This window comes from Streptomyces sp. NPDC051218 (assembly GCF_044455475.1).
GTDB lineage: Bacteria > Actinomycetota > Actinomycetes > Streptomycetales > Streptomycetaceae > Streptomyces.
On sequence record NZ_JBITEU010000012.1, the window covers coordinates 183630 to 209348 of the forward strand.

The window sequence follows — 25719 nt, forward strand, 5'->3', positions numbered from 1 at the left end:
CGCAGGCGGCCACGATCGAGCGTCAGGGGCACCCTCATGCCGATAGAACAGCGCGGAGTCGACACCATCCCGGACGGGGAACGCACCAGCGGGCCCCGTGATCTCATCTCGATCCTGCTCGGCTCCAACCTCTGCCTCGGGGTGATCGTCTTCGGCTGGCTGCCGGTGTCGTTCGGCCTCGGCTGGTGGGCGTCCGTGACGTCCGTGGTGGCGGGCACGGTGATCGGTACGGCTCTCACGGCGCCCCTGGCCCTGGTCTCGCTGCGCACGGGCACGAACCTCTCCACGTCCTCCGGCGCCCAGTTCGGTGTGCGGGGCCGGCTGGTCGGCTCGGTCGTCGGCCTCCTGCTCTCCCTCGGGTACACCGCGCTGACCATCTGGATCGGCGGCGACGTGATGGTGGGCACGCTGCACCGCCTGACAGGACTGCCCGCCGGGGGCCTCTCGTACGGAGTCGTGTACGCGCTCCTCGCCGCCGCCACGGTGACCGCGGCGGTGTACGGCTACCGGGTCCTGCTGCGCCTCTCGCGCGTCCTCGCGGTCGGCATGACGGCGCTGCTGATCCTCGGGGCGGTGGCCTACGTCCCCGACTTCACCACCTCCGCCCTCCCCGAGGCGGGCGGCTATCTCCTCGGCTCGTTCTGGCCGACGTGGCTGCTCGCGCTGGTGGCGGCGGGCTTGAGCGGCCCGATCGCGTTCATCACGCTGCTGGGCGACTACACGCGGTACGTCTCGCCGACGCGCCACAGCTCGCGCACGGTGCTGAGGGCGTCATGGATCGGCCTACTCGCCGGCCTCCTCGTGCCCCAACTCTTCGGTACGTTCACGGCGTACGCGGCGGGTGCGGCGCTCGACTTCGCGGGGCCGCTGGTCTCGGCGTCCCCCGGCTGGTACCTCATCCCGCTCCTGCTCGCCGCCTCCGCGGGGTCGGTCGGCAACGCGGGCCTGATGCTGTATTCGATGGGCCTCGACCTGGACGCGATCCTGCCGCGGGCCTCGCGGGCCCGCGCGACCTACACGGTGGCCGTGGTGGCCACGGGGTGCGTGTTCGTGGGCCACTACGCGTGGGAGGCGCAGGACGCGATGACGTCCTTCGTCCTCCTCCTCACGGCGATCGGTACGCCGTGGGCGGTGATCACCCTGATCGGGTTCGTGCGCTGCGGTGGCGTCTACGACGCGGAGGCGCTCCAGGTCTTCAACCGCCGTTCCCGGGGCGGGATCTACTGGTACCGGTCGGGGTGGAACATCCCGGCGACGGTGAGTTGGTCCCTTGGCGCGGTGGTCGGCCTCGCGGCGGTCTCGCTCCCCTCCTACGAGGGGCCGCTGCTCTCCCTCACGGGTGGGGTGGACTGCAGTTTCCTGCTGTCGGGGATGGTGGGAGGCGTGGCGTACGTGGCCCTAGAGCGGGGCCGGGCTCCGGAGCCGGTGGAACCTGCGCTCACCATGACCCCCTGACCAGCGCGCCCGCAGCCTTACCTGCCCGAACAGACCTTTCCCGCCCACCCACCCGATTACCCCGCAGCGACACAGCGATCAGCCATCGATCAGCCGCAGTCGGCAGCGCTCGCGAGGGGACGTGCCGGCATGTCTGCCCGGAGCACGGTTCGCGGGGCTCCCTCGCCGAAGGAGCCCCGCGGTCACCGGACGATAGCGAGGACGGACATACCGGCACGTCCCCGCACCCACCCACGGACCCGCGCCGTACCCCGCTTCAGCCCCGCAGGGGACCGCAGGGAACCCGCAAACACCCCTTAGCCCAGGCCGTGCATCCAGCCGTGGCGGTCCTTTGCCGTGCCGCGCTGGACGTCCAGCAGGGCCTCGCGCAGCTTCAGCGTGACGGGGCCCGGCTCGCCGCCGCTCTGGGTCCACTCGCCCGAGCGGCACTTGACCGTCCCCACAGGGGTGATCACCGCCGCCGTACCGCACGCGAAGACCTCCGTCAGCGTGCCCTCGGACGTGTCCGCCTGCCACTGGTCGATCGAGACCCGCGACTCCTCCGACTTGTAGCCGAGGTCCTGGGCGACCGTGAGCAGCGAGTCGCGGGTGATCCCGGCGAGCAGCGAGCCCGTCAGCGTCGGGGTGACGATCTTGTCCCCGTACACGAAGTACAGGTTCATGCCGCCGAGCTCCTCGACCCACTTGTGCTCCACGGCGTCCAGGTAGGCGACCTGGTCGCAGCCCTTCTCCGCCGCCTCGGCCTGCGCGAGCAGCGACGCCGCGTAGTTGCCGCCGGTCTTGGCGTCGCCCACACCGCCCGGCACCGCCCGCACGCGGTCCTCCGACAGCCAGATCGAGACGGGCTTGACGCCACCGGGGAAGTACGCGCCCGCGGGCGAGGCGATGACGATGAAGAGGTACTCGTTGGCGGGCTTCACGCCCAGGCCGACCTCACTGGCGATCATGAACGGCCGCAGGTAGAGCGACTCCTCGCCGCCATGCGCCGGCACCCACGCCTTGTCCTGCTTCACCAGCGCGTCGCACGCCTCGATGAACGTCTCGACCGGCAGCTCCGGCATCGCGAGCCGCCGCGCCGACCGCTGGAAGCGCTCCGCGTTGGCGTCGGGGCGGAAGGAGGCCACCGTGCCGTCGGGCTGACGGTAGGCCTTCAGGCCCTCGAAGATCTCCTGCGCGTAGTGCAGGACGTTGGTCGCCGGGTCGAGGGAGAGCGGGCCGTACGGCACGAGCTGGCCGTCGTGCCAGCCGCGCCCTTCCGTCCACTTGATCGTCACCATGTGATCGGTGAAGTGGCGGCCGAACCCGGGGTTGGCCAAAATCGCCTCGCGCTCCGCCGTGGACAGCGGGCTCGAGGTGGGCTTGAGCTCGATCGAGGGTGTCGGCGTCGTCGTCATGAGTACTAGTCCTTCACGGTGTGATGGTGACGGACCGCGCTCACGCCAGTACTTCTCGTACTAGGACGTCCGAGTAACCCTGCATTCCGCGGCCCCACGTTCGATTATCGCTCGCGTGGCGCCGAGGAAGAAACAGCGTGATTGCGGCCCAGGGGTCGATGGTGGCACCCGGAGCCGCATACGAGAAGCCGCCGGGTCGTGTACCGGACCCGGCGGCTTCTGTGTCGTAAGGACGAGCTACCGGGTCAGCCCGCTACTCGTACGGCGAGCGCGTCGCCGATCTGCTCGGTGGTGCGGACCGTCTCGCCGCGCTCCGCGAGGTCCGCGGAGACGGCCGTCTCGATGCGCCCCGCCTCGTCCTCGTACCCGAGGTGACGCAGGAGCAGCGCGACGGACAGGACGGTGGCCGACGGGTCGGCCTTGCCCTGGCCCGCGATGTCCGGCGCCGAGCCGTGCACGGGCTCGAACATCGAGGGGAACTCGCGGCTCGGGTTGATGTTGCCCGACGCCGCGACGCCGATGCCGCCGGAGACGGCGGCGGCGAGGTCGGTGATGATGTCGCCGAAGAGGTTGTCGGTGACGATCACGTCGAAACGGCCCGGGTCGGTGACGAGGTAGATCGTCGCGGCGTCGACGTGGATGTAGTCGGTGGTGACGTCCGGGAACTCCTTGGCCACCTCGTTGAAGACGTTCGTCCAGAGGTGACCGGCGTAGGCGAGGACGTTGTTCTTGTGGACCAGCGTCAGCTTCTTGCGCGGGCGGGCCTGGGCGCGGGCGAACGCGTCACGGACCACACGCTCCACACCGAACGCGGTGTTGACGGAGACCTCGGTGGCCACCTCGTGCGGGGTGCCGGTGCGGATCGAGCCGCCGTTGCCGGTGTACGGGCCTTCGGTTCCCTCGCGTACGACGATGAAGTCGATCTCGGGCTGACCCTTGAGGGGGGTCGCCACACCCGGGAGCAGCTTCGAGGGCCGCAGGTTGACGTGGTGGTCGAAGAGGAAGCGGAGCTTCAGCAGGAAGCCGCGCTCCAGGACGCCGGACGGGACCGAGGGGTCGCCGATCGCGCCGAGGAGGATCGCGTCGTACTGCTTGAGGGCATCGGTGTCGGCGTCGGTGAGGGTCTCACCGGTCGCGTGGTACCGCTTGGCGCCGAAGTCGAACTCCTTGGTCTCCAGCTTCACATCCTGCGGGAGGACGGCATTGAGGACCTTGAGCCCCTGGGCCACGACTTCCTGGCCGATTCCATCACCGGGGATCACTGCGAGATTGATGCTGCGAGACATGCATGCACCCTACGCCCCGTCCCACGGGATGACACGCGCAGTCCGGCATGCGGACACCCCTGGTCATGCCACACGGCCGCCACCGCATGGCCACTCTCACTTCACCCGCAGGTCTGGCGGGAGTTGCGAGTCACGGGGAAGTTCTATGGACATGGACACCCCCAACGTCGGCATACCGGAGCGGCTCGCGGCCGGGATGAGCATGCCGGAGCAGCACGAGTACCTGCGCAGGAAGTTCTCCCGCCGCAAGGTCCTCGCCAGTTCGTTCGCCACGGCCGGCACCGTCGGCGGCATAGGCCTGCTCGCCGGCAGCTCGGGCAGCGCCCACGGCGAGGGCGCACCGGCGTCGAGCCCGCTCACCGCGACGTCCGCACCGCCCGCGCCCGTCAAGGTCGACGGAAAGCTCGTGGCCCCCTTCGCCCGGCATCTCGCCTTCGGCGCCGACCCCAAGACACAGATGCGGGTCTCCTGGCAGGTGCCGTTCGCCGTCAAGTCCCCGTATCTGCGGGTGGGCTTGCAGCCCTGGGAGCTGAGCCGGAAGATCGAGGCGGAGGTGCGCGACCTGCACACCCCGTCCCTGTCGAAGAAGCTGCCCAAGGTCGAGCAGTACTACCTGCACGCGGCGCTCGACGGCCTGCGCCCCGGCACGACGTACTACTACGGCGTCGGCCACGACGGCTTCGACCCGGCGTCACCCGAGCGGATGGCGACGATCGGCTCCTTCCGCACGGCACCCGCGACACCGGAGAAGTTCGTCTTCACGGCCTTCGGCGACCAGGGCGTGAGTTACGACGCACTCGCCAACGACCAGTTGATCCTGGGCCAGAACCCGTCCTTCCATCTGCACGCGGGCGACATCTGCTACGCGGACTCCACCGGGCACGGCAAGGAGTCCGACACGTACGACGCGCGCGTGTGGGACACCTTCCTCGCGCAGACGGAGTCCGTGGCGAAGTCGGTGCCGTGGATGGTGACGACCGGCAACCACGACATGGAGGCGTGGTACTCGCCGAACGGCTACGGCGGCCAGTCCGCGCGCTGGTCGCTGCCCGAGAACGGCTTCGACCCATCGGGCGCGCCGGGCGTCTACTCCTTCACGTACGGCAATGTCGGCGTCGTCGCGCTCGACGCGAACGACGTCTCGTACGAGATCCCGGCCAACAAGGGCTATACGGACGGCAAGCAGAGCGCCTGGCTGGACAAGCGCCTCGGCGAACTGCGGGCGGACGACACGATCGACTTCATCGTGGTCTTCTTCCACCACTGCATGTACTCGACGGCGACGCACGGGTCCGACGGCGGGGTGCGCGACGCGTGGCTGGAGCTGTTCACCAAGCACCAGGTCGATCTGGTCGTCAACGGCCACAACCACGTCTACGAGCGCACGGACGCGGTCAAGGGCGGCGAGGTCGGCAAGCCCGTGCCGGTCGGCGCATCGACCGATCCGACGCGCGACGGCATCGTGTATGTCACCGCGGGCGGCGCGGGCAAGGACCTCTACGACTTCCCGGCGGGCGTGAAGGACAGCTACGAGGGGAACGTCGAGGACCGCGATTCGATCCTGTCGTTCCACTGGACGAAGGCACGCCTTCCCGACCCGGACCGGGTGGAGTGGTCACGGGTGCGGTACACCGGCTTCTCGTTCCTCGCGGTGGAGGTGACGGCCGGCGCCCACCCGAAGCTGACGGTCTCCGCGCTCGCCGAGAACGGAGAGCGCGTGGACCACTTCGAGGTGGTGCGCGGTAAGTAGGACTCAGGGGCGAGACGGGTGCTCAGTGACCCGTCTCGCCGCCGTTGTCCCTGCGGTCGAGGGCGCGCTGCAGGGCTGCGGCGGCCTTCCTGCGGTCGGAATCGCTGGTACGGGAGGCGTGTCGGACTCGGCGTGCGGTCGTCTCGGCCATGGGAGATCCACTCCTTGAGGAAAAAAGGATGTACTGCGAGACGCCGGAGAGGCGGGGAGCGGGGAGCAGCAGGGGTTGCCTGCGTGGGGCTCCGGCTCACGACCGCCATTCGCTTGATCGAGCGAGACGTTCGGCTCCTACAAAGCTAAGCGAGGACGGAGCGTCTGTCTCCACAATTACTCGGACTTCCTACTATCTGAGACGGGCTTCGCTCCGCACCCCTCTTTTGGCGGCTCTGAACTCGCCGGTGAGTGCGGTGGTGCTCGGCGGTCAGAAGATGTCGCCGTCGCGCCAGTCGATGAGCAGTTCGTGCGCCGGGTCGAGGTCGGCGCCGCCGGCCCGGAGCAGCGGGGGCTCCTCGTCCGGCATGTGGATCACGCCCTCCGGGCCGAGGGCGCCGACCGCCCCCTTCCACTCCTGCCAGCCGCGCGCGAGATAGAGCCGCTGTCCCTCCTCGGATGCCGACAGCGCGCCCAGGGCGTACGCCCGGTCGATCACCCGCTCCAGGGCGCCCATCACCTGCCCGCCGAGGCCCGCACGCTGCCGGTCCGGGCGTACGGCGACCGCCTCGACGTAACCGACGCGCAACGAACGGCCGTTGTGCAGGATGCGGCGCTGGACCACGGAGCCGTGCGCGAGCAGAAGCCCGGAGTCGTCGTGCACGAGGGCGTGCACTCCGCCGAGGCCGTGGTCCCAGTCCGCGTCACTGAAGTCACCGTCGAACGCCTCGTCCATCAGGGCGCGGCCGGCGCGGAGTTCGGTGGGATCGAGATCGCAGGTGTGGGCCGTACGCAACGTGGTCACCCCACCACCGTACTCAGGCCGAACTTGAGTACGCACGCCGATTTGCCCGCGGCCCGGCGGCGGCAGAGTCGGTGCCATGAACGGCCTCTACGCTCTCAAGCCCTGGTACGCGGACCGGTTGTCCGGCGTACGCGGCGCGCTCGCCCGCCGCGAGGTGTCGCCCGACACGCTCACCGTGGCGGGGGTGCTCTGCGCCGCGGGCGCGGCGGCGGCGCTGGCTTGGCTGCCGGTGCCGTTCGCGGCGATCCCGGTGGCCCTGCTGCTCGCCGCGCGCCTCGCGTTCGCGAACCTCGACGGCGCCCTGGCCCGCGACACGGGCCGCACGACGCGCCGCGGGGCGCTCCTGAACGAACTGGGTGACCGGGCGGCCGACCTGGCCATGCTGGCCGGCTTCCTGACCCTGGCCCCCCTGTGGCTGGTGGCGACGGCTGGCCTCGCGGCGACGCTCCCGTCCTGGGTGTCGCTCGCGGGGGCGGCGGCGGGCGCGCCCCGCCTGAACGGCGGCCCGCTCGGCAAGACGGAACGCTGCGCCCTCGTGATCCTCGCGGCGGCCTCCGGCTGGGTCGTGCCGGTGCTCGTGGTGCTCGCCGCGGGTTCGGTGCTCACGGCGGGGCTGCGACTGGCCCGGCTGTGGCGGGAGTTGGGCCCGGTCCAGCCGGAGGGGCAGCGATGAGCGCGGCACCCCTGCGCCTCGCCCGCCTGCGCCCAGCGCTGGACACGGCCCCGGCTTCCCCACGGAGCACGCGATGAGCGCCGCGTTCATCGCCGGGGAGGCCGCCGGGCGCGCGGTGCCCGTGGTGGCCGGGGTGCTCGGCGTCGGTGGGGTGGCCGTGGTCGCGCTGCCCTCGCGGGTGCGGATGCGAGCCGAGCTGCGCAAGCGGTGGCGGACCTGGGCGATGGCCGCGCCGCTCTTCCTCGGGGCGTTCTTCCTCGGGCGGGCGGGGGCGTTCGCGCTCGCGGCGGGGCTGGGAGTGGTCGCCGTGGGTGAGTACGCGCGGATGGCGGCGCTGCCCCGGGGCGAGCGGGCCGTGCTCGCGGTGGCTGCCGTGGCGGTGCCCGGGATCGCCTGGGGCGCGCCCGGCGCCCTTGATCTGCGGGCGGCCGGCGCGCTGCTCATCGCCGCCGCCGGTGTGGCCCTCTTCTCCGGGGACGCCGCGCAGGGCTTCACGCGGGCGAGCAGGACAGTGTTCGGGCTGCTCTGGATTCCTCTCTCCCTGAGCGGGCTCGTCCTGCTCGGCGACACCGCCGTCGCGGTGGGCGTCGCGGTGGCGTTCGGGGACGTGGGGGCGTGGTGCGGGGGTACGGCGCTCGGCCGCAGGGGACTCCTGTCCCGGCCGCTGTCGCCCCTCTCCCCCAACAAGACCTGGGCGGGCGTGGTGGGCGCCGCCGCCGCGACCGCGGCCGCGCTGGCCGCGGTCGGCGCGTTCTCCTTTGCGCTGTGGGCCGCTGTGCTCGTCGGCTGCGTACTCGGGGATCTCCTGGAGTCGATGGTCAAGCGCGAGGCGGGTGTGAAGGACGCCGGGAGCTGGCTGCCGGGGTTCGGCGGACTGCTCGACCGGATCGATTCGCTGCTGGTCGCCCTGCTACTGACGATGGTGGTGACCCTGTGAGGGCACGTACGAGGCCTGGCGCTACGGGGCGGCGCCCGAAGCGGGGCGCGGCCCGTCTCCGCCGTGCCCTGTGGTGGACCCTGCTCACCCTCACCGGCGGGGTGGAGCGGCGCGGTCAGCTCCCGCCCGGCGGCTGCGTCGTCGTGGCGAACCACTCGTCCCACGCGGACACCGCCGCCCTGCTCGCGGCCCTGGACGCCCGGCACGCTCCCGAGATAGGCGCCGCCGCCGACTACTGGTTCGCCTCCCCCTGGCGCAAGCGGATCTGCAGCCGCCTGGCCGCGGGGTTCCCCGTACGCCGTACCGGAGGCGGCATGGACGACCTGCTGGCCAAGGCGGACGCCCTGCGCGCCGGCGGAGCCGTCGTGCTCTTCCCGGAGGGCACCCGCGCGCGGGAGGGCGAACTGGGCGCCTTCCACAAGGGCGCCCTGATCCTCGCCCGGCAGGCGGACGTACCCGTCGTCCCGGTGGCCATCGCGGGCACGGACCGCCTCCTGCCCAAGCACGGCAGGCTCCGCCCCGCCCTGGTGCGGGTCGCCATCGGTGCGCCGCTACCCGCTTCGGCCACCCCCGAGGAGGCCCGCGACGCGGTGGCCGCGCTGCATCGCCGTACGACGGAGGAACCCCTCGCCGACTCCCCCGCACGCAAGCGGATCGCGGCCGTCGCGGCCTCCCGCCGGGGCCTCGCCGCGGGCGTCCTGTGGGCCTTCGCGGAGGCATTGAGCTGGCCCCTGATGCCGGAGCTGTTCCTGGGCATCGCCTGCGTGGCGCTGCCGCGCCGGGCCCTGAAGCTGTCCCTCGCGGCGCTCACCGGCAGCCTGACGGGCGGGCTCCTCGCGCTCCAACTCGCCGCGTCCGGCGTGCAGTTGCCGCACCCGTTGACCACGGACCGGATGCGCGCGGAGGTACGCGCCGAACTCGCCACCGAGGGCGCGGCGGCCGTACGCCACCAGCCCTGGAACGGCATCCCCTTCAAGGTCTACGCACGCGAGGCGGGCCGCGCCGACATCGCACCACAGGACTGGCTGGCCCACTCGGCGCTCTCCCGCGGCTCACGCACCCTCACGGTGGGCCTCGCCTTCGGGGCCCTCGGATTCCTCGTACACCGGCTGCGCAGGTTCTACGGGCTGTATCTGGCCCTCCTGGGTGGCGGATTCACGCTCGGGCTCTCATTGATCGTGACGGGATGGCGCTGACCGGGGCACACTCGTGAGCATGGCTGACGAGACCGCAGAACGGCCCTGGACCCCCATCCACGGCGAGCCCTACCGCTCCGTGCCGTACCGCCCCGAGCGCATGCCCGAGTCCCAATCCCTCGCGCAGGCAGCGGAGTTGCGCACGCGGATGCGGGAGCGGCGCACGGTGCGGCAGTTCGCGCCCGACCCGGTGCCCCCGCAGGTCGTGCGGGACGCCATCGCGTGCGCGGCGACGGCACCGTCCGGCGCGCACCAGCAGCCGTGGACGTTCGTCCTGGTCCAGGACCCGGACGTGCGCCGCCGCATCCGCGAGGCCGCCGAGCACGAGGAGCGCGTCTCGTACGACGGGCGCCTGGGCGAGGAGTGGCTCGCCGCCCTGCGTCCGCTCGGCACGGACGAGGTGAAGCCGCATCTGACGGACGCGCCCGCGCTGGTCGTCGTCTTCCAGCAGCGGTACTGGCTGGGCGAGGACGGCACCAAGCACAAGCACTACTACGTCGACGAGTCGGTCGGCATCGCGGTGGGGATGCTGCTCTCCGCGCTGCACCTCTCCGGCCTGGCCGCGCTGATCCACACGCCGAGCCCGATGCGGTTCCTGTCGCAGGTGCTCGGACGCCCGGAGAACGAGAAGGCGTTCGCGGTGATCCCCGTCGGCTATCCGGCCGAGGACTGCCATGTCCCCGATCTCGTACGGAAATCGCTGGATCAGGTACTGGTCGAGGTCTGACCCGAACCCACCAACTCCCGCTCCAGGAACGGGTAGTCGGTGTACCCCCGCGCGCCGTTCGTGTAGAGGTGTGCCTGGTCGATCTCCTGGAGCGGCGCGCCCGTCGCCAGCCGCTCCGGCAGGTCGGGGTTGGAGATGAAGGCCCGCCCGTAGGAGACGAGGTCGGCGAGGCCGGACGCGAGGACCGCCTCGCCCGCCTCCCACGTCGTCGGGTCGCCGTTCTCCCCGACGTTGCCGATGAGCAGGCCGCGCCAGCGCGGGCGCAGGTCGGCGAGGGCCGGGTAGCGGTCGTTGTCGGTGAGGTGGAGGTAGGCGAGGCCGAGGCTGTCGATCTCGGCGAGCAGCGCGCGGTAGACGGGGCCGGGGTCGGCTTCGGCCATGCCGAACTGCGGGTTGCCCGGCGAGAGCCGCAGGCCGAGCCGCTCGGGCCCGATGGCGTCGGCGACGGCGCGGACCACCTCGACGGCGAAGCGGATGCGGTCGGCGATCGACCCCCTGCCGTACTCGTCGTCACGGAGGTTGGTGTTGTCGGCGAGGAACTGGTGGATCAAATAGCTGTTGGCGCCGTGCAGTTCGACCCCGTCGAAGCCGGCCGCGACGGCGTTGCGGGCGGCGGCCACGAAGTCCTGGACCGCCGTGCGAATGTCGTCACGCGTCATTTCGCGCGGGGCGACATAGTCGGGCTTGGTACCGTCCGGGCCGTGCGCGTGGCCGGGCGGGGTCACGGCCGAGGGAGCGAGCGGCAGGTCGCCGTCCAGACGGGCCAGCGGGTGGCCGTTGCGGCCGCCGTGCATCAGCTGGGCGTAGATCCGGCCGTCGGCGGCGTGCACGGCTTTGGTCACCCGCCGCCAGCCCTCGACGTGCGCGTCGGTCTCCAGACCGGGGTAGCGCCAGCCGCTCTGCCCGCGGCTGCTGGGCCAGATGCCCTCGGTGACGATGAGTCCGGCGCTCGCGCGCTGGGCGTAGTGGTCGGCGACGACGGCCAGCGGGGTGCCGTCCTCCGCGGCGCGGGCGCGGGTCATCGGGGCCATCACGATGCGGTTGGGGAGGAGGCCGAGGGGGCCTGCGGAATACGGTGCGAGAAGCGAAGTGTTCGTCATGCCGGAACGGTAGAAGCTGACACCGGTGTCAGATTCAAGTGCGGAGGGACGCGGGACATGAGGATCGGCGAGCTGGCGAAGCGTACCGCTGTGAGCGAGCGGTCCCTGCGCTACTACGAGAAGCAGGGTCTGCTGTACGCGGACCGCACGGCGGGCGGTCACCGCGACTACCCGGAGGCGGCGGTGGACCGGGTCGTGCACATCCAGGAGCTGTTCGCGGCGGGCCTGTGCAGCGCGAAGATCGTGCAGCTGCTCCCGTGCATGCGGGACCAGGACGGCGGCCCTTCGGAGAAGGCGACGCCGTGGCTGGTGGACCAGCTCTCGGTGGAGCGCGCCCGGATCGACGGCATGGTGGAGGAACTGCTGCGGGCACGGGACGTGCTGGACGAGGTGATCTCGGCGGCCACGGGACCCAGCCGCTGAGCCCTTCCCGCCGCCCCGCCATCTAACCCCTCAATACTCATTGACCAGTTAGATGCAGGCGTGCTCTACCCACCCCATCGCAACCGCCAAACTGCGCTTGAGGGGTTAGAGGTGATGAGCAGCTCGCAACAGGCCCGCGTCCAGCACACCCACCACCGCTCCACCACCGTCCGCGGCCATGAGATCTTCTACCGCGACGCGGGTCCCGCGGACGCCCCCGTCCTCCTCCTGCTGCACGGCTTCCCCACCAGCTCCCACATGTTCCGCGACCTCATACCGCTCCTCGCCGGCCACTACCGCGTCATCGCCCCGGACCACATCGGCTTCGGCCGCTCCGCGGCCCCGTCCTCGCAGGACTTCACGTACACCTTCGCCGAACTCGCCGCCATCACCGCCGAGTTCACCGAGCAGCTGGGCCTGACCCGCTTCGCGCTCTACGTCCAGGACTACGGCGCCCCCATCGGCCTGCGCCTCGCGCTCGGACCGGAACGAGAAGACGGCCGAGCCCGTACGGGAGATCCGCTCCCCGGAAGGCATCAAGTGGCAGTACACGCACGGAGTTACGGACCAGAGCCTGCTGAACCCGGACGCCTGGCACCACGATGCCGCGCTGATGGCGCGAGACGGCCAGGACGGGATCCAGCTCTCCCTGATCGGCGACTACGGCAGCAACGTCGGGCTTTACCCGGACTTCCAGGAGTACTTCCGCACCTCACAGGTCCCGCTCCTCGCGGCCTGGGGCGCGCACGATGAGATCTTCGTGCCGCAGGGCGCGCTCGCGTTCCTGCGTGACCTGCCGGAGGCCGAGGTGCACCTCCTGCCCACCGGGCACTTCGCCCTGGAGACCCACGCGGCCCAGATCAGCGGCCTGATCGACGACTTCCTGATCCGGCGCCTGCCCTGAACCGGCGCCTGCCCTGAACCGGGAAACAACACCGCCGGGAAACAACACCGCCCCCGACCGGGGTGGGGCCCAGGTCGGAGGCGGGGTTTGAGGGGGGGGCGTCAGAGCCCCGGGGGGCGTCAGCCCATGTGCGGGTACGCGTAGTCCGTCGGCGGGACCAGCGTCTCCTTGATGGCGCGGGTCAGCGTCCAGCGCTGCAGGTTCTGCGGGGCGCCCGCCTTGTCACAGGTGCCGGAGGAACGGCCGCCACCGAAGGGCTGCTGGCCGACGACGGCGCCGGTGGACTTGTCGTTGATGTAGAAGTTGCCCGCCGCGTAGCGGAGCTTCTCCATCGTGTCCGCCGCGGCGGCGCGGTCGTTCGCGATGACCGAGCCGGTGAGGGCGTAGTCCGACGCCGACTCCATCTGGGCCAGCATCTCCTCGTACTTGTCGTCCTCGTAGACGTGGATCGCGAGGAACGGGCCGAAGTACTCGGTCGTGAAGACCTCGTTGGCCGGGTCCGTGCACTCGACGACGGTCGGACGGACGAAGTAGCCGACCGAGTCGTCGTACGTGCCGCCCGCGACGATCGTGCAGGTGTCGTCCGCCTTGGCGCGGTCGATGGCCGCCTTGTTCTTGGCGAACGCGCGCTCGTCGATGACCGCTCCGATGAAGTTGGAGAGGTCCGTGACGTCGCCCATCTTGATGCCGTCGACCTCGGCCGCGAACTCCTCGCGGAAGCCGTCGTTCCAGATCGAGGCGGGGACGTACGCACGCGAGGAGGCGCTGCACTTCTGGCCCTGGAACTCGAAGGAGCCGCGGGTCAGGGCCGTCTTGAGGATCGCGCGGTCGGCGCTGGGGTGCGCGACGACGAAGTCCTTGCCGCCGGTCTCGCCGACCAGGCGCGGGTACGTGCGGTAGTTGGCGATGTTCTCGCCGACCGTCTTCCACAGGTGCTGGAAGGTCGGGGTCGAGCCGGTGAAGTGGATGCCCGCCAGGTCGCGGTGGGTCAGGGCCACCTCGGAGACGGCCTTGCCGTCGCCGGTCACCAGGTTGATGACGCCCTTGGGCAGACCGGCCTCCTCCAGGAGCTGCATGAGCAGCACGGCGGCGTGCGTCTGCGTCGGGGACGGCTTCCACACGACCACGTTGCCCATGAGGGCCGGGGCGGTGGGGAGGTTGCCCGCGATGGCGGTGAAGTTGAACGGCGTGATCGCGTAGACGAAGCCCTCGAGCGGGCGGTGGTCCAGACGGTTCCAGACGCCGGTCGCGTTCGCCGGGGGCTGCTCGGCGAGCAGGTCACGGGCGTACTTGACGTTGAAGCGCCAGAAGTCGATGAGCTCGCAGGGAGTGTCGATCTCGGCCTGCTGGGCGGTCTTCGACTGGCCGAGCATCGTCGAGGCGGCGAGCGTCTCGCGCCACGTCGTGGAGAGCAGCTCGGCGGCGCGCAGGATGATCGCGGCGCGGTCGTCGAAGGACAAGGCGCGCCAGGCGGGGGCGGCGGCGAGGGCCGCGTCGATCGCGTCCTGGGCGTCCTGCTGGGTGGCGCCGCGGCCGTTGCCGATGACGGACTTGTGGTTGTGCGGCTGCACGACCTGGAAGGGCTCACCGCCACCGAGGCGCTTGACGCCGCCGATGGTCATCGGCAGCTCGATGGGGTTCTCGGAGAGCTCCTTGAGCTTGGTCTCGAGGCGGGCACGCTCCGGGGATCCGGGGGCGTAGCCGTGCACCGGCTCGTTGACCGGCGCGGGGACCTGGGTGACGGCGTCCATGAGTTCCGTATCTCCTTAAGGGGGGTCGGGGGAAGTCGGGAAAGGAGCGCTCAGCCCTTGGTGAGGATGGAGCGGGCGAAGAAGAGCAGGTTGGCCGGTTTCTCCGCGAGGCGGCGCATGAAATATCCGTACCAGTCGGTGCCGTAGGCGGTGTAGACGCGCATCCGGTGGCCCTCGGCCGCGAGCCGCAGGTGCTCGTCGCTGCGGATGCCGTACAGCATCTGGAACTCGTACTCGTCCAGTTTGCGCCCCGCACGCCGTGCGAGCTCCTGTGCGATGGAGATCAGGCGCGGGTCGTGGGACCCGATCATCGGGTACCCGTCGCCCTCCATCAGGATGCGCATGATCCGGACGTACGCCTTGTCGATCTCCGCCTTGTCCTGGTACGCGACCTCGGCGGGCTCCTTGTAGGCGCCCTTCACGATGCGGACGCGGCTGCCGGCAGCGGCCAGGCGGCGGGCGTCGTCCTCGGTGCGGAAGAGGTAGGACTGGATGACGCAGCCGGTCTGCGGGAAGTCCTTCCGCAGCTCCTCGTGGATGGCGAACATCGAGTCGAGGGTGGTGTGGTCCTCGGCGTCCAGGGTGACCGTGGTGCCGATCTGGGCGGCGGCGATGACGACCGGGCGGACGTTGGCGAGGGCGAGCTCGTGGCCGCCTTCGAGTGCCTGGCCGAACATGGACAGCTTCACGGACATCTCGGCCTTGGCCCCGAGGCCGAGGTCCTTGAGGCGCTCGACGAGTTCCAGGTAGGCGTCGCGCGCGGCGGCGGCCTGCTCGGGCGTGGTGATGTCCTCGCCGACGACGTCGAGGGTGACCTCGAGGCCCTTGTCGGCGGCGTCCGTGATGATCGGCACGACCTGGTCCACGGTCTCACCGGCGATGAAGCGGCCGACGACCTGCTTGGTGCCCGGGGCCGCCGACACGAAACGGCGCATCTGGTCGCTGCGCGACGCGGCGAGGATCACGGGACCCAGCACGGGCACCTCCACGGAGAGTAGAAACAAGGCCGTACCTGGATATAGGTAACGAAGCGGTACGGCACGGAGAACCACCCTGAAACTTAAGGATCCCTCCGATCCCGTGCCATCGACAGCTGTCACGCATCCGTGCCCTGGATCTCAGACATCTGTCTGAAGGCGGGGGCGAACTACGTCAGAATGGACAGCGTGAAAGGCGATTACCAGGAACTGGTCGACGAGATCTCAGCCCTGCTCGGCGCCCCCGCGACGCTGGAGAACCGCGATTTCGAGCTGATCGCCTTCGGCGCGCACGACAGCGGCGACAGCGACTTCGACGCGGCGGCCCTGGACCCCGTGCGCACCCGCTCGATCCTCACGCGCCGCTCCACGGCCGGGGTCCGCACATGGTTCGAGAGCTTCGGCATCACGCGCGCCACGGCTCCGGTCCGCATTCCACCCACCCCGGAGGCGGGCGTGCACCGCGGGCGGATCTGCCTTCCCGTACGGCATCGGGGGTTCGCCCTGGGTTACGTATGGCTGCTCGACGACGATCCCGGGCCCACGGACGCCCAGCTTGCCGCCGCCATGGAGGTCGCCGCCCGCATCGGCGCCCTGCTCGCCGACGAGGCACAGGCGGGCGCCGACCTGACCCGGGAGTTCCGGGCGGTCCTGACCGCCGAGCGCGGCTGGCAGCGGGACATGGCGGTGGCCGATCTGCGCACGGCACTCGGCCCCCGCGGCGAGGGCCTGCACGCCGTGGTCTGCGTGGCCCCCTGGCCCTCCGCGGACCCCGATTCCGCCCCTTCGGTCCGTACGGTGCAGGGGGCGACCGCCCTGTGCACGGTGCCCTGGGGCACGGCGGGCCAGAGCCTCGCCGTCCTGGTCCGGCTGCGCTCGGCGGACGTCCTCACCCCGGCGGTGTCGGCGGCCACACGGCTCCTGGAGCCTGGGCAAGGCGTGGCGGCGGGCATCGCGAACGCCCGGCACGGCCTGGACGAGCTCGGCGCCGCCTGGTGGGAGGCGTCGACGGCAGCCCGAGCGGCCCGCGCCGAACCCCGCTTCGCCCCCGTGGCCCAGTGGTCGGAGGTGGGCCCCTACCGCCTCCTGACCTCCCTGCCCGCGGAGGCGGCCGAGGACCCGGTGGCCCGCGCACTCCTCTCCCCCGCCCACCGCGAACTCGCCCGCACCGCCGAGGTGTTCCTCGACTGCGCGGGCCAGGCGGGCCGCACGGCAGCGGAGTTGGGAATCCACCGCCAGACGCTCTACTACCGCCTCTCCCGCGTGGAACAACTCACGGGCCTGGACTTGGACGACGGCGAGGACCGCCTGCTGCTGCACATGGTCCTGAAAGCGTCACGCCTCTGACGGCAAACGCCGGACGGGCTGGAGAGTGTCTCCAGCCCGTCCGGCGTTTGCGAAGCCGCGGGGCCCTAGTCCGTGAGGTTCACCGCGCGGGCGGACTCCGCACCGATCTCCTCGGCCAGCTCGTTGAGGACCGCCTGCGGCACGGTGTCGTCCACCGTGAGGACGGCGAGGGCCTCCCCGCCCACGTCAGCACGCGCGACCTGCATGCCGCCGATGTTGATGCCCGCCTCGCCGAGGACACGGCCGACGGTGCCGACGACACCGGGGCGGTCGGCGTAACGGAGGACGACCATGTGCTCGGCGAGCGCCAGGTCCACGTCGTACCCACCGATGGCGACGATCTTCTGCAGGTGCTTGGGGCCGGCCAGCGTGCCGGAGACCGAGATCTCCTCGCCGCCGGTGAGCGTGCCGCGCACCGTCACGACGTTGCGGTGGTCGGGGGACTCCGAGCTCGTGGTGAGGCGGACCTCGACGCCACGCTCCTGGGCGAAGAGCGGCGCGTTCACGTACGACACGGTCTCGTCCACGACGTCCTCGAACACGCCCTTGAGCGCGGACAGTTCGAGGACCTTCACGTCGTGCTGGGTGATCTCGCCGTACACCTCGACGTCGAGGCGGGCCGCCACCTCGCTCGCGAGGGCGGTGAAGATGCGGCCGAGCTTCTCGGCGAGCGGCAGACCGGGACGCACGTCCTCGGCGATGACGCCGCCCTGGACGTTCACCGCGTCCGGCACGAGCTCACCGGCGAGCGCGAGGCGCACGGACTTGGCGACGGAGACGCCGGCCTTCTCCTGCGCCTCGTCCGTCGAGGCGCCGAGGTGCGGCGTGCAGACGACCTGGTCGAACTGGAAGAGCGGGGAGTCCGTGCAGGGCTCCTTCGCGTACACGTCCAGACCGGCGCCCGCGACGCGGCCCTCCTTGAGCGCCGAGTACAGCGCCTCCTCGTCGACGATCCCACCGCGCGCGGCGTTCACGATGCGGACGGCCGGCTTGACCTTGTGCAGGGCCTCGTCGCCGATCAGACCGACCGTCTCGGGCGTCTTGGGCAGGTGCACGGTGATGAAGTCCGAGACTTCGAGGAGCTCGTCGAGCGTGAGGACCTTGACGCCCATCTGCGCGGCACGCGCGGGCTGCACGTACGGGTCGTACGCGACGACCTTCATGCCGAAGGCGCTCATGCGCTGCGCGACGAGAGCACCGATGCGGCCGAGGCCGACGACACCGAGGGTCTTTTCGGCGAGCTCGACGCCGGTGTACTTCGAGCGCTTCCACTCGCCGGCCTTCAGGGCCTGGCTGCCCTGGGGGATGTTGCGGGCGGTGGCGATGAGCAGGCCACAGGCGAGCTCGGCCGCGGTGACGATGTTCGAGGTGGGTGCGTTCACCACCATGACGCCCGCCTTGGTGGCGGCGGACACGTCGACATTGTCGAGGCCGACGCCCGCGCGGGCGACGACCTTCAGCTTCTTGGCGGCCGCGATGGCCTCGGCGTCGACCTTGGTCGCGGAGCGGACCAGAATCGCGTCGACGTCGGCGATGGCGGGCAGCAGCGCGGCGCGGTCCGCGCCGTTGCACTGACGGATCTCGAAGTCCGGGCCCAAGGCGTCGACAGTGGCGGGCGACAGCTCTTCAGCGATGAGTACGACCGGTTTGCCGTTGGCAGCAGTGCTCACGTGAGTCCTCACAAGTCCAATGCGGACGGCCGTCCCGACGGCCGCATGCGGTGTCGCTTAGCCGCGTGGAAGACGCACGACGCTGTGGGCCCGACGCGAATATTGAAAGCAGTCTAGTGGCGTGGTGACGCGTGTCTTACGCCTCTGCGGAAGGATCACTCGTCCGTGGCTGGACGAGGTGGACAACGCCGGAGGGAGAGCGCCCCCCTCCGGCGTTTCCGGGGTGCCTCAGGCCTCTTCGTTCACCCACGACATGAGCTTGCGCAGCTCCTTGCCGGTGGTCTCCAGGAGGTGCTCGGAGTCCGCGGTCTTGTACTCGTTGTACTTCTTCAGACCGCCGTGGTACTCGTCCATCCACTGCTTGGCGAAGGTGCCGTCCTGGATCTCGGTCAGGACCTTCTTCATCTCGGCCTTGGTGGCGTCCGTGATGATGCGGGGGCCGGTGACGTAGTCGCCCCACTCGGCGGTCTCGGAGATCGACCAGCGCATCTTCTCCAGGCCGCCCTCGTACATGAGGTCCACGATGAGCTTCAGCTCGTGGAGGCACTCGAAGTACGCGATCTCCGGCTGGTAGCCGGCCTCGGTCAGCGTCTCGAAGCCCGCCTTGACCAGCGCGGCGGTGCCACCGCAGAGCACGGCCTGCTCGCCGAACAGGTCGGTCTCGGTCTCCTCGGTGAAGGTCGTCTTGATGACGCCCGCACGCGTGCCGCCGATGCCCTTGGCGTACGAGAGAGCGAGCGCGAAGCCGTTGCCGGTCGCGTCCTGCTCGACGGCCGCGATACACGGAACGCCGCGGCCCTCCTCGTACTGACGGCGGACCAGGTGGCCCGGACCCTTCGGGGCGACCATGCAGACGTCGACGCCCTCGGGGGCCTTGATGAAGCCGAAGCGGATGTTCAGGCCGTGGCCGAAGAACAGCGCGTCGCCGTCCTTGAGGTTGTCCTTGATGGACTCCTCGTAGACCTGGGCCTGGATCGGGTCCGGGACCAGGATCATGATGACGTCGGCCTCGGCGGCGGCCTCCGAGGGAGTCACCACGCGCAGGCCCTGCTCCTCGGCCTTGGCCTTGGACTTGGAGCCCTCGTGCAGACCGACGCGGACGTCGACACCCGAGTCACGGAGCGACAGCGCGTGGGCGTGGCCCTGGCTGCCGTATCCGATGACCGCGACCTTGCGGCCCTGGATGATGGACAGGTCGGCGTCGTCGTCGTAGAACAGCTCGGCCACTGGGAATCTCCTATGTGTGCTGATGTTGCGACCCACCGTACGGCGGGCGGGGGAAGGAAAGTTTTCAGGTCTCGCCATGCGGGCGGACCCCATGGCTCGTTCGGGCCGGTTCAGGCCGAGCGGTCGAGTGCCCGCAGGCTGCGGTCCGTGATGGAGCGGGAGCCGCGGCCGATGGCGATGGTGCCGGACTGGACGAGCTCCTTGATGCCGAAGGGTTCCAGCATCTTGAGCATCGCCTCCAGCTTGTCGCTGGAGCCGGTGGCCTCGATGGTGACCGCCTCGGGCGAGACGTCCACGGTCTTGGCGCGGAACAGCTGGACGATCTCGACGATCTGCGAGCGCGTCTCGTTGTCGGCGCGGACCTTGGCGAGGACCAGTTCGCGCGCCACGGCGCCGGCCGGCTCCAGTTCGACGATCTTCAGGACGTTGACGAGCTTGTTGAGCTGCTTGGTGACCTGTTCGAGCGGCAGGTCCTCGACGTTCACGACGATGGTGATGCGTGAGATGTCGGGGTGCTCGGTGACGCCCACGGCCAGGGAGTCGATGTTGAAGCCGCGGCGGGAGAACAGGGCGGTGATCCGTGCGAGGACACCGGGCTTGTTCTCGACCAGGACGGAGAGCGTGTGCTTGGTGGACATGACTCGTGGTCTCTCTTTCGCGTCCGGTCTCAGTCGTCTTCGTTGTCGCCGAAGTCGGGGCGGACCCCGCGGGCGGCCATGACCTCGTCGTTCGAGGTGCCGGCTGCGACCATCGGCCACACCTGGGCGTCCTCGTGGACGATGAAGTCGACCACGACGGGGCGGTCGTTGATGGCGTTGGCCTCGGCGATGACCTTGTCGAGGTCCTCGGGGCGCTCGCAGCGCAGCGCCACGCAGCCCATCGCCTCCGACAGCTTCACGAAGTCCGGGACGCGGGTGCCCTTGTTGGGGCCGATGTCCTCGGGACCGCTGTGCAGCACGGTGTTGGAGTAACGCTGGTTGTAGAACAGCGTCTGCCACTGGCGGACCATGCCGAGGGCGCCGTTGTTGATGATGGCGACCTTGATCGGGATGTTGTTCAGGGCGCAGGTGGTCAGTTCCTGATTGGTCATCTGGAAGCAGCCGTCGCCGTCGATCGCCCAGACCGTGCGGTCGGGCTGACCTGCCTTGGCGCCCATCGCGGCCGGGACCGCGTACCCCATCGTCCCCGCGCCGCCGGAGTTGAGCCAGGTGGCGGGCTTCTCGTACTGGATGAAGTGGGCGGCCCACATCTGGTGCTGGCCGACACCCGCCGCGAAGATCGTGCCCTCCGGGGCGAGCTGCCCGACGCGCTCGATGACGTGCTGCGGCGAGAGCGAACCGTCATCGGGCTGGGCGTAGCCGAGGGGGTAGGTGTCGCGCCAGCGGCTGAGGTCGTTCCACCAGGCGGTGTAGTCGCCCTTCTGGCCTGCGGTGTGCTCGGCCTGGACCGCCTGGATCAGGTCGGCGATGACCTCGCGGGCGTCTCCGACGATCGGCACGTCGGCGGCGCGGTTCTTGCCGATCTCGGCCGGGTCGATGTCGGCGTGGACGATCTTCGCGAAGGGCGCGAAGCTGTCCAGTTTGCCGGTGACGCGGTCGTCGAAGCGGGCTCCGAGGGCGACGATCAGGTCGGCCTTCTGCAGCGCGGTGACGGCGGTGACCGCTCCGTGCATGCCCGGCATTCCCACGTGCAGCTCGTGACTGTCGGGGAATGCGCCGAGCGCCATCAGGGTGGTGGTGACGGGCGCTCCGGTGAGTTCTGCCAGGACCTTCAGCTCGGCGGTGGCCTGGGCCTTCAGGACGCCTCCGCCGACGTACAGGACGGGCCGCTTGGCGCTGGTGATCAGCTTCGCGGCCTCGCGGATCTGCTTGGCGTGCGGCTTGGTCACCGGGCGGTAGCCGGGCAGGTCCTGGGTGGGCGGCCACTGGAAGGTGGTCTGCGCCTGGAGGGCGTCCTTGGCGATGTCGACCAGGACGGGTCCCGGGCGGCCGGTGGAGGCGATGTGGAAGGCCTCCGCGATCGTCGCCGGGATGTCCTCCGCCTTGGTGACCAGGAAGTTGTGCTTGGTGATCGGCATCGTGATGCCGACGATGTCCGCCTCCTGGAAGGCGTCCGTGCCGATCGCCTTGGAGGCGACCTGGCCGGTGATCGCGACCATGGGCACGGAGTCCATGTGGGCGTCGGCGATCGGCGTGACGAGGTTCGTCGCACCGGGACCGCTCGTCGCCATGCACACCCCGACCTTGCCGGTGGCCTGCGCGTAACCGGTGGCGGCGTGGCCCGCGCCCTGCTCGTGCCGGACCAGGACGTGACGGACGCGGGTGGAGTCCATCATCGGGTCGTACGCGGGAAGGATGGCGCCGCCGGGAATGCCGAATACCGTGTCGGCCCCGACTTCCTCGAGAGAACGAATGAGGGACTTCGCACCCGTGACGTGCTCGACGGGGGCGGACTGTCCTGAGGATCGGGGCCGCGGCTGCGGATGGTGGGCCCCGGTGGCCTGCTCGGTCATCGGCATTCTCTTCTCGAAGCTGAGGGTTTTTGCGGGGTGTTTGCGGGGATTTGGCGGGTGCCGGTGCAACAAAAAACCCCTCGTGCCGTGAGGCAAGCGAGGGGAGCGCGTCGGAGCGGGTGCAGGGATTCCGGTTCGGACCGGTGAGTCCCAGCTTCAGCCGACGCGCTTTCCAAGTACGAGAATTCGGGTGCGCATGGCATTGACCCTCTCCCTGGCGCACTATGCCTGTCAAGTAGGTGGGACGGGGGTCTCATTATGTGAGCGGACCAAGGACCCGACACCTCCTCCTCCGTACGCCACGTGCGGGGCGCCGGCGAGCACCGGCTCCGCGGGGCCGTGCGGCACCGGATACCGCCCGAGCGACAGCGCGCGGCGCAGGCGGTACTCGTCCAGCGGCCCGGAGAACGCCATGCCCTGGCCGTGCGTGCAGCCCATCGCGCGCAGGGCGACGACCTGCTCCGGGAGGTCGACACCGTCGGCCACCGAGAGCAGCCCCAGGTCGGTGGCGATGCGCAGCAGACCAGAGGTGATCTTGTGAAGGCGCGCGGACTCGACGACGCCCTCGATGAGGCTGCGGTCCAGCTTCAGTACGTCGACGGGGAGCCGCCGCAGCGCGGTGATGGCGGCATAGCCGCTCCCGAAGCCGTCCAGGGCGATGCGTACGCCGAGCCGGCGCAGGGACGTCAGGCGGCGCTCCAGGTCGTCGAGGGACACCCGGGGGTCGCTGTCGGCGAGCTCGATGACGAGCGCCCCGGAGGGCAGCCCGTAACGGGTGAGGAGCGCCTCGATGGAGCCGAGCGGCATGGAGCGGTCCAGGAGGCGCCGCGCGCTGACGCGGACGGCGACGGGCGTCGCGTGGCCCGTACGCCCGCGTTCGGCGGCCTGCTGGACGGCCTCCTCGATCATCCAGCGGCCGAGCTCGGCGGTCCTGGCACCCTCCTGGGCGTCCGAGCTGTCGGCCACGCGCAGGAACTCGGCGGGCGTGAAGAGGATGCCTTGCGCCGAGCGCCAGCGCGCCTGGGCGGCGACGGAGGTGATGCGTCCGTCGTCCAGGGAGACCACCGGCTGGTGGAGCAGCGCGAACTCGCCGTCGTGCAGGGCGGTGCGCAGCCGCGTGGCCAGCTCCGCCTTGCGGACGACGTCGGCCTGCATCTGGGGTGCGTACAGCTCGACGCGGCCCTTGCCCGCGGCCTTGGCGCGGTACATCGCGAGGTCGGCGTTGCGCAGCAACTCGCCCGCCCCTATGCCTGGTTCGGCGAAGGCCACACCGATGGAGGCCGCCACGCGCACGTCGTTGCCGTCGATCGCGTAGGGCTGGGAGAGGGTGATTCTGAGGCGGTCGGCGAGTTCGTAGATGTGCTGCTCGCGTGCGGCCTGGTCGCGGGTGCCGTCACCCACGATGAGCGCGGCGAATTCGTCGCCGCCAAGCCGGGCCGCGCAGTCCCCGGACCTGACGGCCACCTGAAGGCGGCGGGCCGCCTGGATGAGGAGCTCGTCCCCCGCTTGGTGGCCGATGGTGTCGTTGACCGCCTTGAAGCCGTCCAGGTCGATGAAGAGCACGGCCGTGCCCCGGTCGGTGACCCTGCGGCCGGTGAGCGCCTGACCCACCCGGCGGGTGAACAGGGCGCGGTTGGGCAGGTCGGTGAGCGGGTCGTGCTCGGCGTTGTGCTGCAACTGCGCCTGGAGCCTGACCCGTTCGGTGACGTCACGGCTGTTGAAGATGAGGCCGCCCTGGTGGCGGTTGACCGTGGACTCCACGTTCAGCCAGTCGCCGTCACCGGACTTGAAGCGGCATTCGATGCGGGTGGTGGGCTCCTCGACGGGGTTCGCCGTCAGGAATCTGCGGACTTCGTGGACCACGCGGCCCAGGTCCTCGGGGTGCATGAGCGAGGCGAGTTCGGACCCGACGAGTTCCTCGGCGTCGCGGCCGTACACACCGGAGGCTGCCGGGCTGACGTAGTGGAGTATGCCGTTCGGGGCGGCGATCATGATGACGTCGCTCGAACCCTGCACCAGGGAGCGGAAGTGGTTCTCCTTCTGGGCCAGTTCCTGGGTGAGGGTGATGTTGTCCAGGAGCATGATGCCCTGGCGCACGACCAGGGCGAGCACGACGGTGCCCGCAGTGAAGAGCACGACCTGGTCGACGCTGCGGCCACTGAGCACGTTGTAGAGAATCCCCAACGTGCAGACCGCGGCGGCCAGATAGGGCGTCAGCGCGGCGAGTGATCCGGCGATCGGCCGGGTGACGGCGGCCCGCACGTCCTTGGGGGCGTCGTCGCGCCGCACGCGCTCGTGCTGCTGCGCGTCGTCCGCGTGCTTGTGCCAGGGGGCCGCCCAGGGCGCGTACGCGAGGAGCAGTGAGCCCGCGAACCAGCCCGCGTCCAGCATCTGTCCGGAGCGGTAACTGGCGTGCAGGAGGGGCGAGGTGAACATCGCGTCGCACATGACGGTCAGCGCGAGGGCGCCGATCGCCGTGTTCACCGCCGTGCGGTTGGCGGACGACCTTCTGAAGTGCAGCGCCAGGACCATGCTGACCAGCGCGATGTCGAGAAGAGGGTAGGCGAGCGAGAGAGCGGCGTGCGCGACGCTCTGACCCTCGAACTCCGCCGTGTGGGCGAGCGCCAGGCTCCAGGAGAGCGTGAGCAGTGAGCCGCCGATGAGCCACGCGTCGAGCGCGAGGCAGACCCAACCGGCCTTGGTCACCGGGCGCTTGGCGAGCACGAGCAGACCGATGATGGCGGGCGGCGCGAAGCAGAGGAAGAACAGATCGGCGAGGCCCGGACTCGGCACCGGCTGCTCGAGCACGACCTCGTACCAGCCCCAGACGCCGTTGCCCAGGGCCGCCATGGCGGAAGAGAGCGCGAAGAGCAGCCATGCGGGTCGAAAGCGGCTGCGACGGGTGCGTGAGTACCGGAAGCAGGAGACCGCGGCGGCCGCCGCCGCGACGCTCAGGCCGAAGTCGCCCATGATCAGGGCGTTCCGGGGTGATCCCCAGCCGAACGCCGCCCCGGTGGCATACCCGCCGCAGACCACGAGGAGCGCGATCTGCGAGACCATGCCGGCACCGCCGCCGGAGGCGGGGCGCCGGGTCAAGGGCGCGCCGGGCGGCATCGGCGCCGTCAGTCCGCCGCCGCCCTCCAGGGCGGCGGCGGGTGACGGACGGGTGCTCATCGGGCCGCCCTGGCCCGTACCGCGCACGTGTCCGTGCGCCTCCCGTGACTGATCGGTCCCGGGACCTCGCACGCGAAGTCGTCGCGCGTGCGGCTGCGCGCCGGTGCGCGGGTGGGTCGTCGCCGGCGGCCTCGCCGCGTCGGATGGTTCGCCCATTGGCCGTACATCGCCCGTCGCCCCCCTCGCGTCTGATGTCTCGTCCCCGGCGCCGACGAACTGTCCACGGCGCAGCCCCTGTCGGGACGATACACCAGTCTCGTC

The 25719-nt window shown here is 70.5% G+C and carries 21 protein-coding genes and 1 pseudogene; 10 read left to right on the forward strand and 12 right to left on the reverse strand.

Annotation, left to right across the window (positions count from 1 at the left end; genetic code table 11):
• Window positions 1-36 precede the first annotated feature (36 nt).
• Complete coding sequence (locus ACIBCK_RS32975) at window positions 37-1455, forward strand: cytosine permease (protein WP_399396195.1); 1419 nt, start codon at window positions 37-39, stop codon at window positions 1453-1455.
• A gap of 296 nt (window positions 1456-1751) precedes the next feature.
• On the opposite strand, the gene ACIBCK_RS32980 is transcribed toward ACIBCK_RS32975, so the two are convergent.
• Window positions 1752-2849 carry a branched-chain amino acid aminotransferase gene (locus tag ACIBCK_RS32980; protein WP_399396197.1) on the reverse strand — a complete coding sequence of 366 codons (1098 nt, stop codon included), beginning with the start codon at window positions 2847-2849 and terminating at the stop codon, window positions 1752-1754.
• Window positions 2850-3094: 245 nt separating this feature from the next.
• The gene (locus tag ACIBCK_RS32985) at window positions 3095-4135 is read right to left on the reverse strand and encodes a 3-isopropylmalate dehydrogenase (protein WP_399396198.1); all 1041 of its coding nucleotides are present in this window, start codon (window positions 4133-4135) and stop codon (window positions 3095-3097) included.
• 151 nt (window positions 4136-4286) lie between these two features.
• Here ACIBCK_RS32985 and ACIBCK_RS32990 point away from each other — a divergent pair, with 151 nt between their 5' ends.
• Window positions 4287-5885 (forward strand): purple acid phosphatase family protein, encoded by a 1599-nt coding sequence (locus tag ACIBCK_RS32990; RefSeq protein WP_399396199.1) that lies wholly within the window; start codon window positions 4287-4289, stop codon window positions 5883-5885.
• A 22-nt stretch (window positions 5886-5907) separates the two neighbouring features.
• Here ACIBCK_RS32990 and ACIBCK_RS32995 read toward each other — a convergent pair whose 3' ends face one another.
• A complete protein-coding gene (locus ACIBCK_RS32995) occupies window positions 5908-6036 on the reverse strand; it encodes a hypothetical protein (protein ID WP_268251300.1) in 129 nt (42 codons plus the stop codon).
• A 270-nt stretch (window positions 6037-6306) separates the two neighbouring features.
• Window positions 6307-6882, reverse strand: coding sequence for a GNAT family N-acetyltransferase (locus tag ACIBCK_RS33000; protein WP_399396337.1), 576 nt, complete (start codon window positions 6880-6882; stop codon window positions 6307-6309).
• Window positions 6883-6916: 34 nt separating this feature from the next.
• Here ACIBCK_RS33000 and ACIBCK_RS33005 point away from each other — a divergent pair, with 34 nt between their 5' ends.
• The 4 genes from ACIBCK_RS33005 to ACIBCK_RS33020 all read left to right on the forward strand — a co-directional run bounded on the left by ACIBCK_RS33005 (window position 6917) and on the right by ACIBCK_RS33020 (window position 10373).
• The gene (locus ACIBCK_RS33005; protein ID WP_399396201.1) at window positions 6917-7513 is read left to right on the forward strand and encodes a CDP-alcohol phosphatidyltransferase family protein; all 597 of its coding nucleotides are present in this window, start codon (window positions 6917-6919) and stop codon (window positions 7511-7513) included.
• A gap of 73 nt (window positions 7514-7586) precedes the next feature.
• Window positions 7587-8450, forward strand: coding sequence for a phosphatidate cytidylyltransferase (locus ACIBCK_RS33010; protein ID WP_399396203.1), 864 nt, complete (start codon window positions 7587-7589; stop codon window positions 8448-8450).
• Window positions 8447-9646 (forward strand): lysophospholipid acyltransferase family protein, encoded by a 1200-nt coding sequence (locus ACIBCK_RS33015; RefSeq protein ID WP_399396204.1) that lies wholly within the window; start codon window positions 8447-8449, stop codon window positions 9644-9646. The genes ACIBCK_RS33010 and ACIBCK_RS33015 overlap by 4 nt, the downstream gene beginning before the upstream one ends.
• Before the next feature lie 19 nt (window positions 9647-9665).
• Complete coding sequence (locus ACIBCK_RS33020; protein WP_399396206.1) at window positions 9666-10373, forward strand: nitroreductase family protein; 708 nt, start codon at window positions 9666-9668, stop codon at window positions 10371-10373.
• Here ACIBCK_RS33020 and ACIBCK_RS33025 read toward each other — a convergent pair.
• Window positions 10352-11473, reverse strand: coding sequence for an alkene reductase (locus ACIBCK_RS33025; RefSeq protein WP_399396207.1), 1122 nt, complete (start codon window positions 11471-11473; stop codon window positions 10352-10354). The two genes, ACIBCK_RS33020 and ACIBCK_RS33025, sit on opposite strands and share 22 nt — an antisense overlap.
• Before the next feature lie 57 nt (window positions 11474-11530).
• Between ACIBCK_RS33025 and ACIBCK_RS33030 the strand changes: the two genes are divergently transcribed.
• The 3 genes and pseudogenes from ACIBCK_RS33030 (at window position 11531) to ACIBCK_RS33040 (ending at window position 12800) form a co-directional block, all read left to right on the forward strand.
• Window positions 11531-11896 (forward strand): MerR family transcriptional regulator, encoded by a 366-nt coding sequence (locus tag ACIBCK_RS33030; RefSeq protein WP_399396209.1) that lies wholly within the window; start codon window positions 11531-11533, stop codon window positions 11894-11896.
• Window positions 11897-12154: 258 nt separating this feature from the next.
• Window positions 12155-12508, forward strand: a pseudogene (locus tag ACIBCK_RS33035) (alpha/beta fold hydrolase); the annotation flags it as partial.
• Between the two features lies 1 nt (window position 12509).
• Window positions 12510-12800 carry an alpha/beta fold hydrolase gene (locus ACIBCK_RS33040; protein WP_399396353.1) on the forward strand — a complete coding sequence of 97 codons (291 nt, stop codon included), beginning with the start codon at window positions 12510-12512 and terminating at the stop codon, window positions 12798-12800.
• 119 nt (window positions 12801-12919) lie between these two features.
• On the opposite strand, the gene pruA is transcribed toward ACIBCK_RS33040, so the two are convergent.
• Window positions 12920-14551 (reverse strand): L-glutamate gamma-semialdehyde dehydrogenase, encoded by a 1632-nt coding sequence (pruA, locus tag ACIBCK_RS33045; RefSeq protein ID WP_399396210.1) that lies wholly within the window; start codon window positions 14549-14551, stop codon window positions 12920-12922.
• A 50-nt stretch (window positions 14552-14601) separates the two neighbouring features.
• Window positions 14602-15528 carry a proline dehydrogenase family protein gene (locus tag ACIBCK_RS33050; protein ID WP_399396212.1) on the reverse strand — a complete coding sequence of 309 codons (927 nt, stop codon included), beginning with the start codon at window positions 15526-15528 and terminating at the stop codon, window positions 14602-14604.
• Window positions 15529-15708: 180 nt separating this feature from the next.
• On the opposite strand from ACIBCK_RS33050, the gene ACIBCK_RS33055 reads away from it, so the two are divergent.
• A complete protein-coding gene (locus ACIBCK_RS33055; protein ID WP_399396214.1) occupies window positions 15709-16875 on the forward strand; it encodes a PucR family transcriptional regulator in 1167 nt (388 codons plus the stop codon).
• A gap of 65 nt (window positions 16876-16940) precedes the next feature.
• Here ACIBCK_RS33055 and serA read toward each other — a convergent pair whose 3' ends face one another.
• The 5 genes from serA to ACIBCK_RS33080 form a co-directional block, all read right to left on the reverse strand.
• Complete coding sequence (gene serA, locus ACIBCK_RS33060; protein WP_399396216.1) at window positions 16941-18545, reverse strand: phosphoglycerate dehydrogenase; 1605 nt, start codon at window positions 18543-18545, stop codon at window positions 16941-16943.
• Between the two features lie 228 nt (window positions 18546-18773).
• The gene (ilvC, locus tag ACIBCK_RS33065) at window positions 18774-19772 is read right to left on the reverse strand and encodes a ketol-acid reductoisomerase (protein ID WP_399396217.1); all 999 of its coding nucleotides are present in this window, start codon (window positions 19770-19772) and stop codon (window positions 18774-18776) included.
• 110 nt (window positions 19773-19882) lie between these two features.
• Window positions 19883-20410, reverse strand: coding sequence for an acetolactate synthase small subunit (ilvN, locus tag ACIBCK_RS33070; RefSeq protein ID WP_160507374.1), 528 nt, complete (start codon window positions 20408-20410; stop codon window positions 19883-19885).
• A 29-nt stretch (window positions 20411-20439) separates the two neighbouring features.
• Window positions 20440-22284, reverse strand: a complete 1845-nt coding sequence (locus ACIBCK_RS33075; protein ID WP_399396219.1) for an acetolactate synthase large subunit — start codon at window positions 22282-22284, stop codon at window positions 20440-20442.
• 231 nt (window positions 22285-22515) lie between these two features.
• Window positions 22516-25458, reverse strand: coding sequence for a putative bifunctional diguanylate cyclase/phosphodiesterase (locus ACIBCK_RS33080; protein WP_399396221.1), 2943 nt, complete (start codon window positions 25456-25458; stop codon window positions 22516-22518).
• Window positions 25459-25719: the final 261 nt, after the last annotated feature.

Coding starts and splice junctions, on each gene's coding strand:
- ACIBCK_RS32975 (WP_399396195.1), top strand. CDS start 37: ATGCCGATAGAACAGCGCGGAGTCGACACCATCCCGGACGGGGAACGC.
- ACIBCK_RS32980 (WP_399396197.1), bottom strand. CDS start 2,849: ATGACGACGACGCCGACACCCTCGATCGAGCTCAAGCCCACCTCGAGC.
- ACIBCK_RS32985 (WP_399396198.1), bottom strand. CDS start 4,135: ATGTCTCGCAGCATCAATCTCGCAGTGATCCCCGGTGATGGAATCGGC.
- ACIBCK_RS32990 (WP_399396199.1), top strand. CDS start 4,287: ATGGACACCCCCAACGTCGGCATACCGGAGCGGCTCGCGGCCGGGATG.
- ACIBCK_RS32995 (WP_268251300.1), bottom strand. CDS start 6,036: ATGGCCGAGACGACCGCACGCCGAGTCCGACACGCCTCCCGTACCAGC.
- ACIBCK_RS33005 (WP_399396201.1), top strand. CDS start 6,917: ATGAACGGCCTCTACGCTCTCAAGCCCTGGTACGCGGACCGGTTGTCC.
- ACIBCK_RS33010 (WP_399396203.1), top strand. CDS start 7,587: ATGAGCGCCGCGTTCATCGCCGGGGAGGCCGCCGGGCGCGCGGTGCCC.
- ACIBCK_RS33020 (WP_399396206.1), top strand. CDS start 9,666: ATGGCTGACGAGACCGCAGAACGGCCCTGGACCCCCATCCACGGCGAG.
- ACIBCK_RS33025 (WP_399396207.1), bottom strand. CDS start 11,473: ATGACGAACACTTCGCTTCTCGCACCGTATTCCGCAGGCCCCCTCGGC.
- ACIBCK_RS33030 (WP_399396209.1), top strand. CDS start 11,531: ATGAGGATCGGCGAGCTGGCGAAGCGTACCGCTGTGAGCGAGCGGTCC.
- ACIBCK_RS33040 (WP_399396353.1), top strand. CDS start 12,510: ATGGCGCGAGACGGCCAGGACGGGATCCAGCTCTCCCTGATCGGCGAC.
- pruA (WP_399396210.1), bottom strand. CDS start 14,551: ATGGACGCCGTCACCCAGGTCCCCGCGCCGGTCAACGAGCCGGTGCAC.
- ACIBCK_RS33055 (WP_399396214.1), top strand. CDS start 15,709: ATGGACAGCGTGAAAGGCGATTACCAGGAACTGGTCGACGAGATCTCA.
- ilvN (WP_160507374.1), bottom strand. CDS start 20,410: ATGTCCACCAAGCACACGCTCTCCGTCCTGGTCGAGAACAAGCCCGGT.
- ACIBCK_RS33075 (WP_399396219.1), bottom strand. CDS start 22,284: ATGACCGAGCAGGCCACCGGGGCCCACCATCCGCAGCCGCGGCCCCGA.
- ACIBCK_RS33080 (WP_399396221.1), bottom strand. CDS start 25,458: ATGAGCACCCGTCCGTCACCCGCCGCCGCCCTGGAGGGCGGCGGCGGA.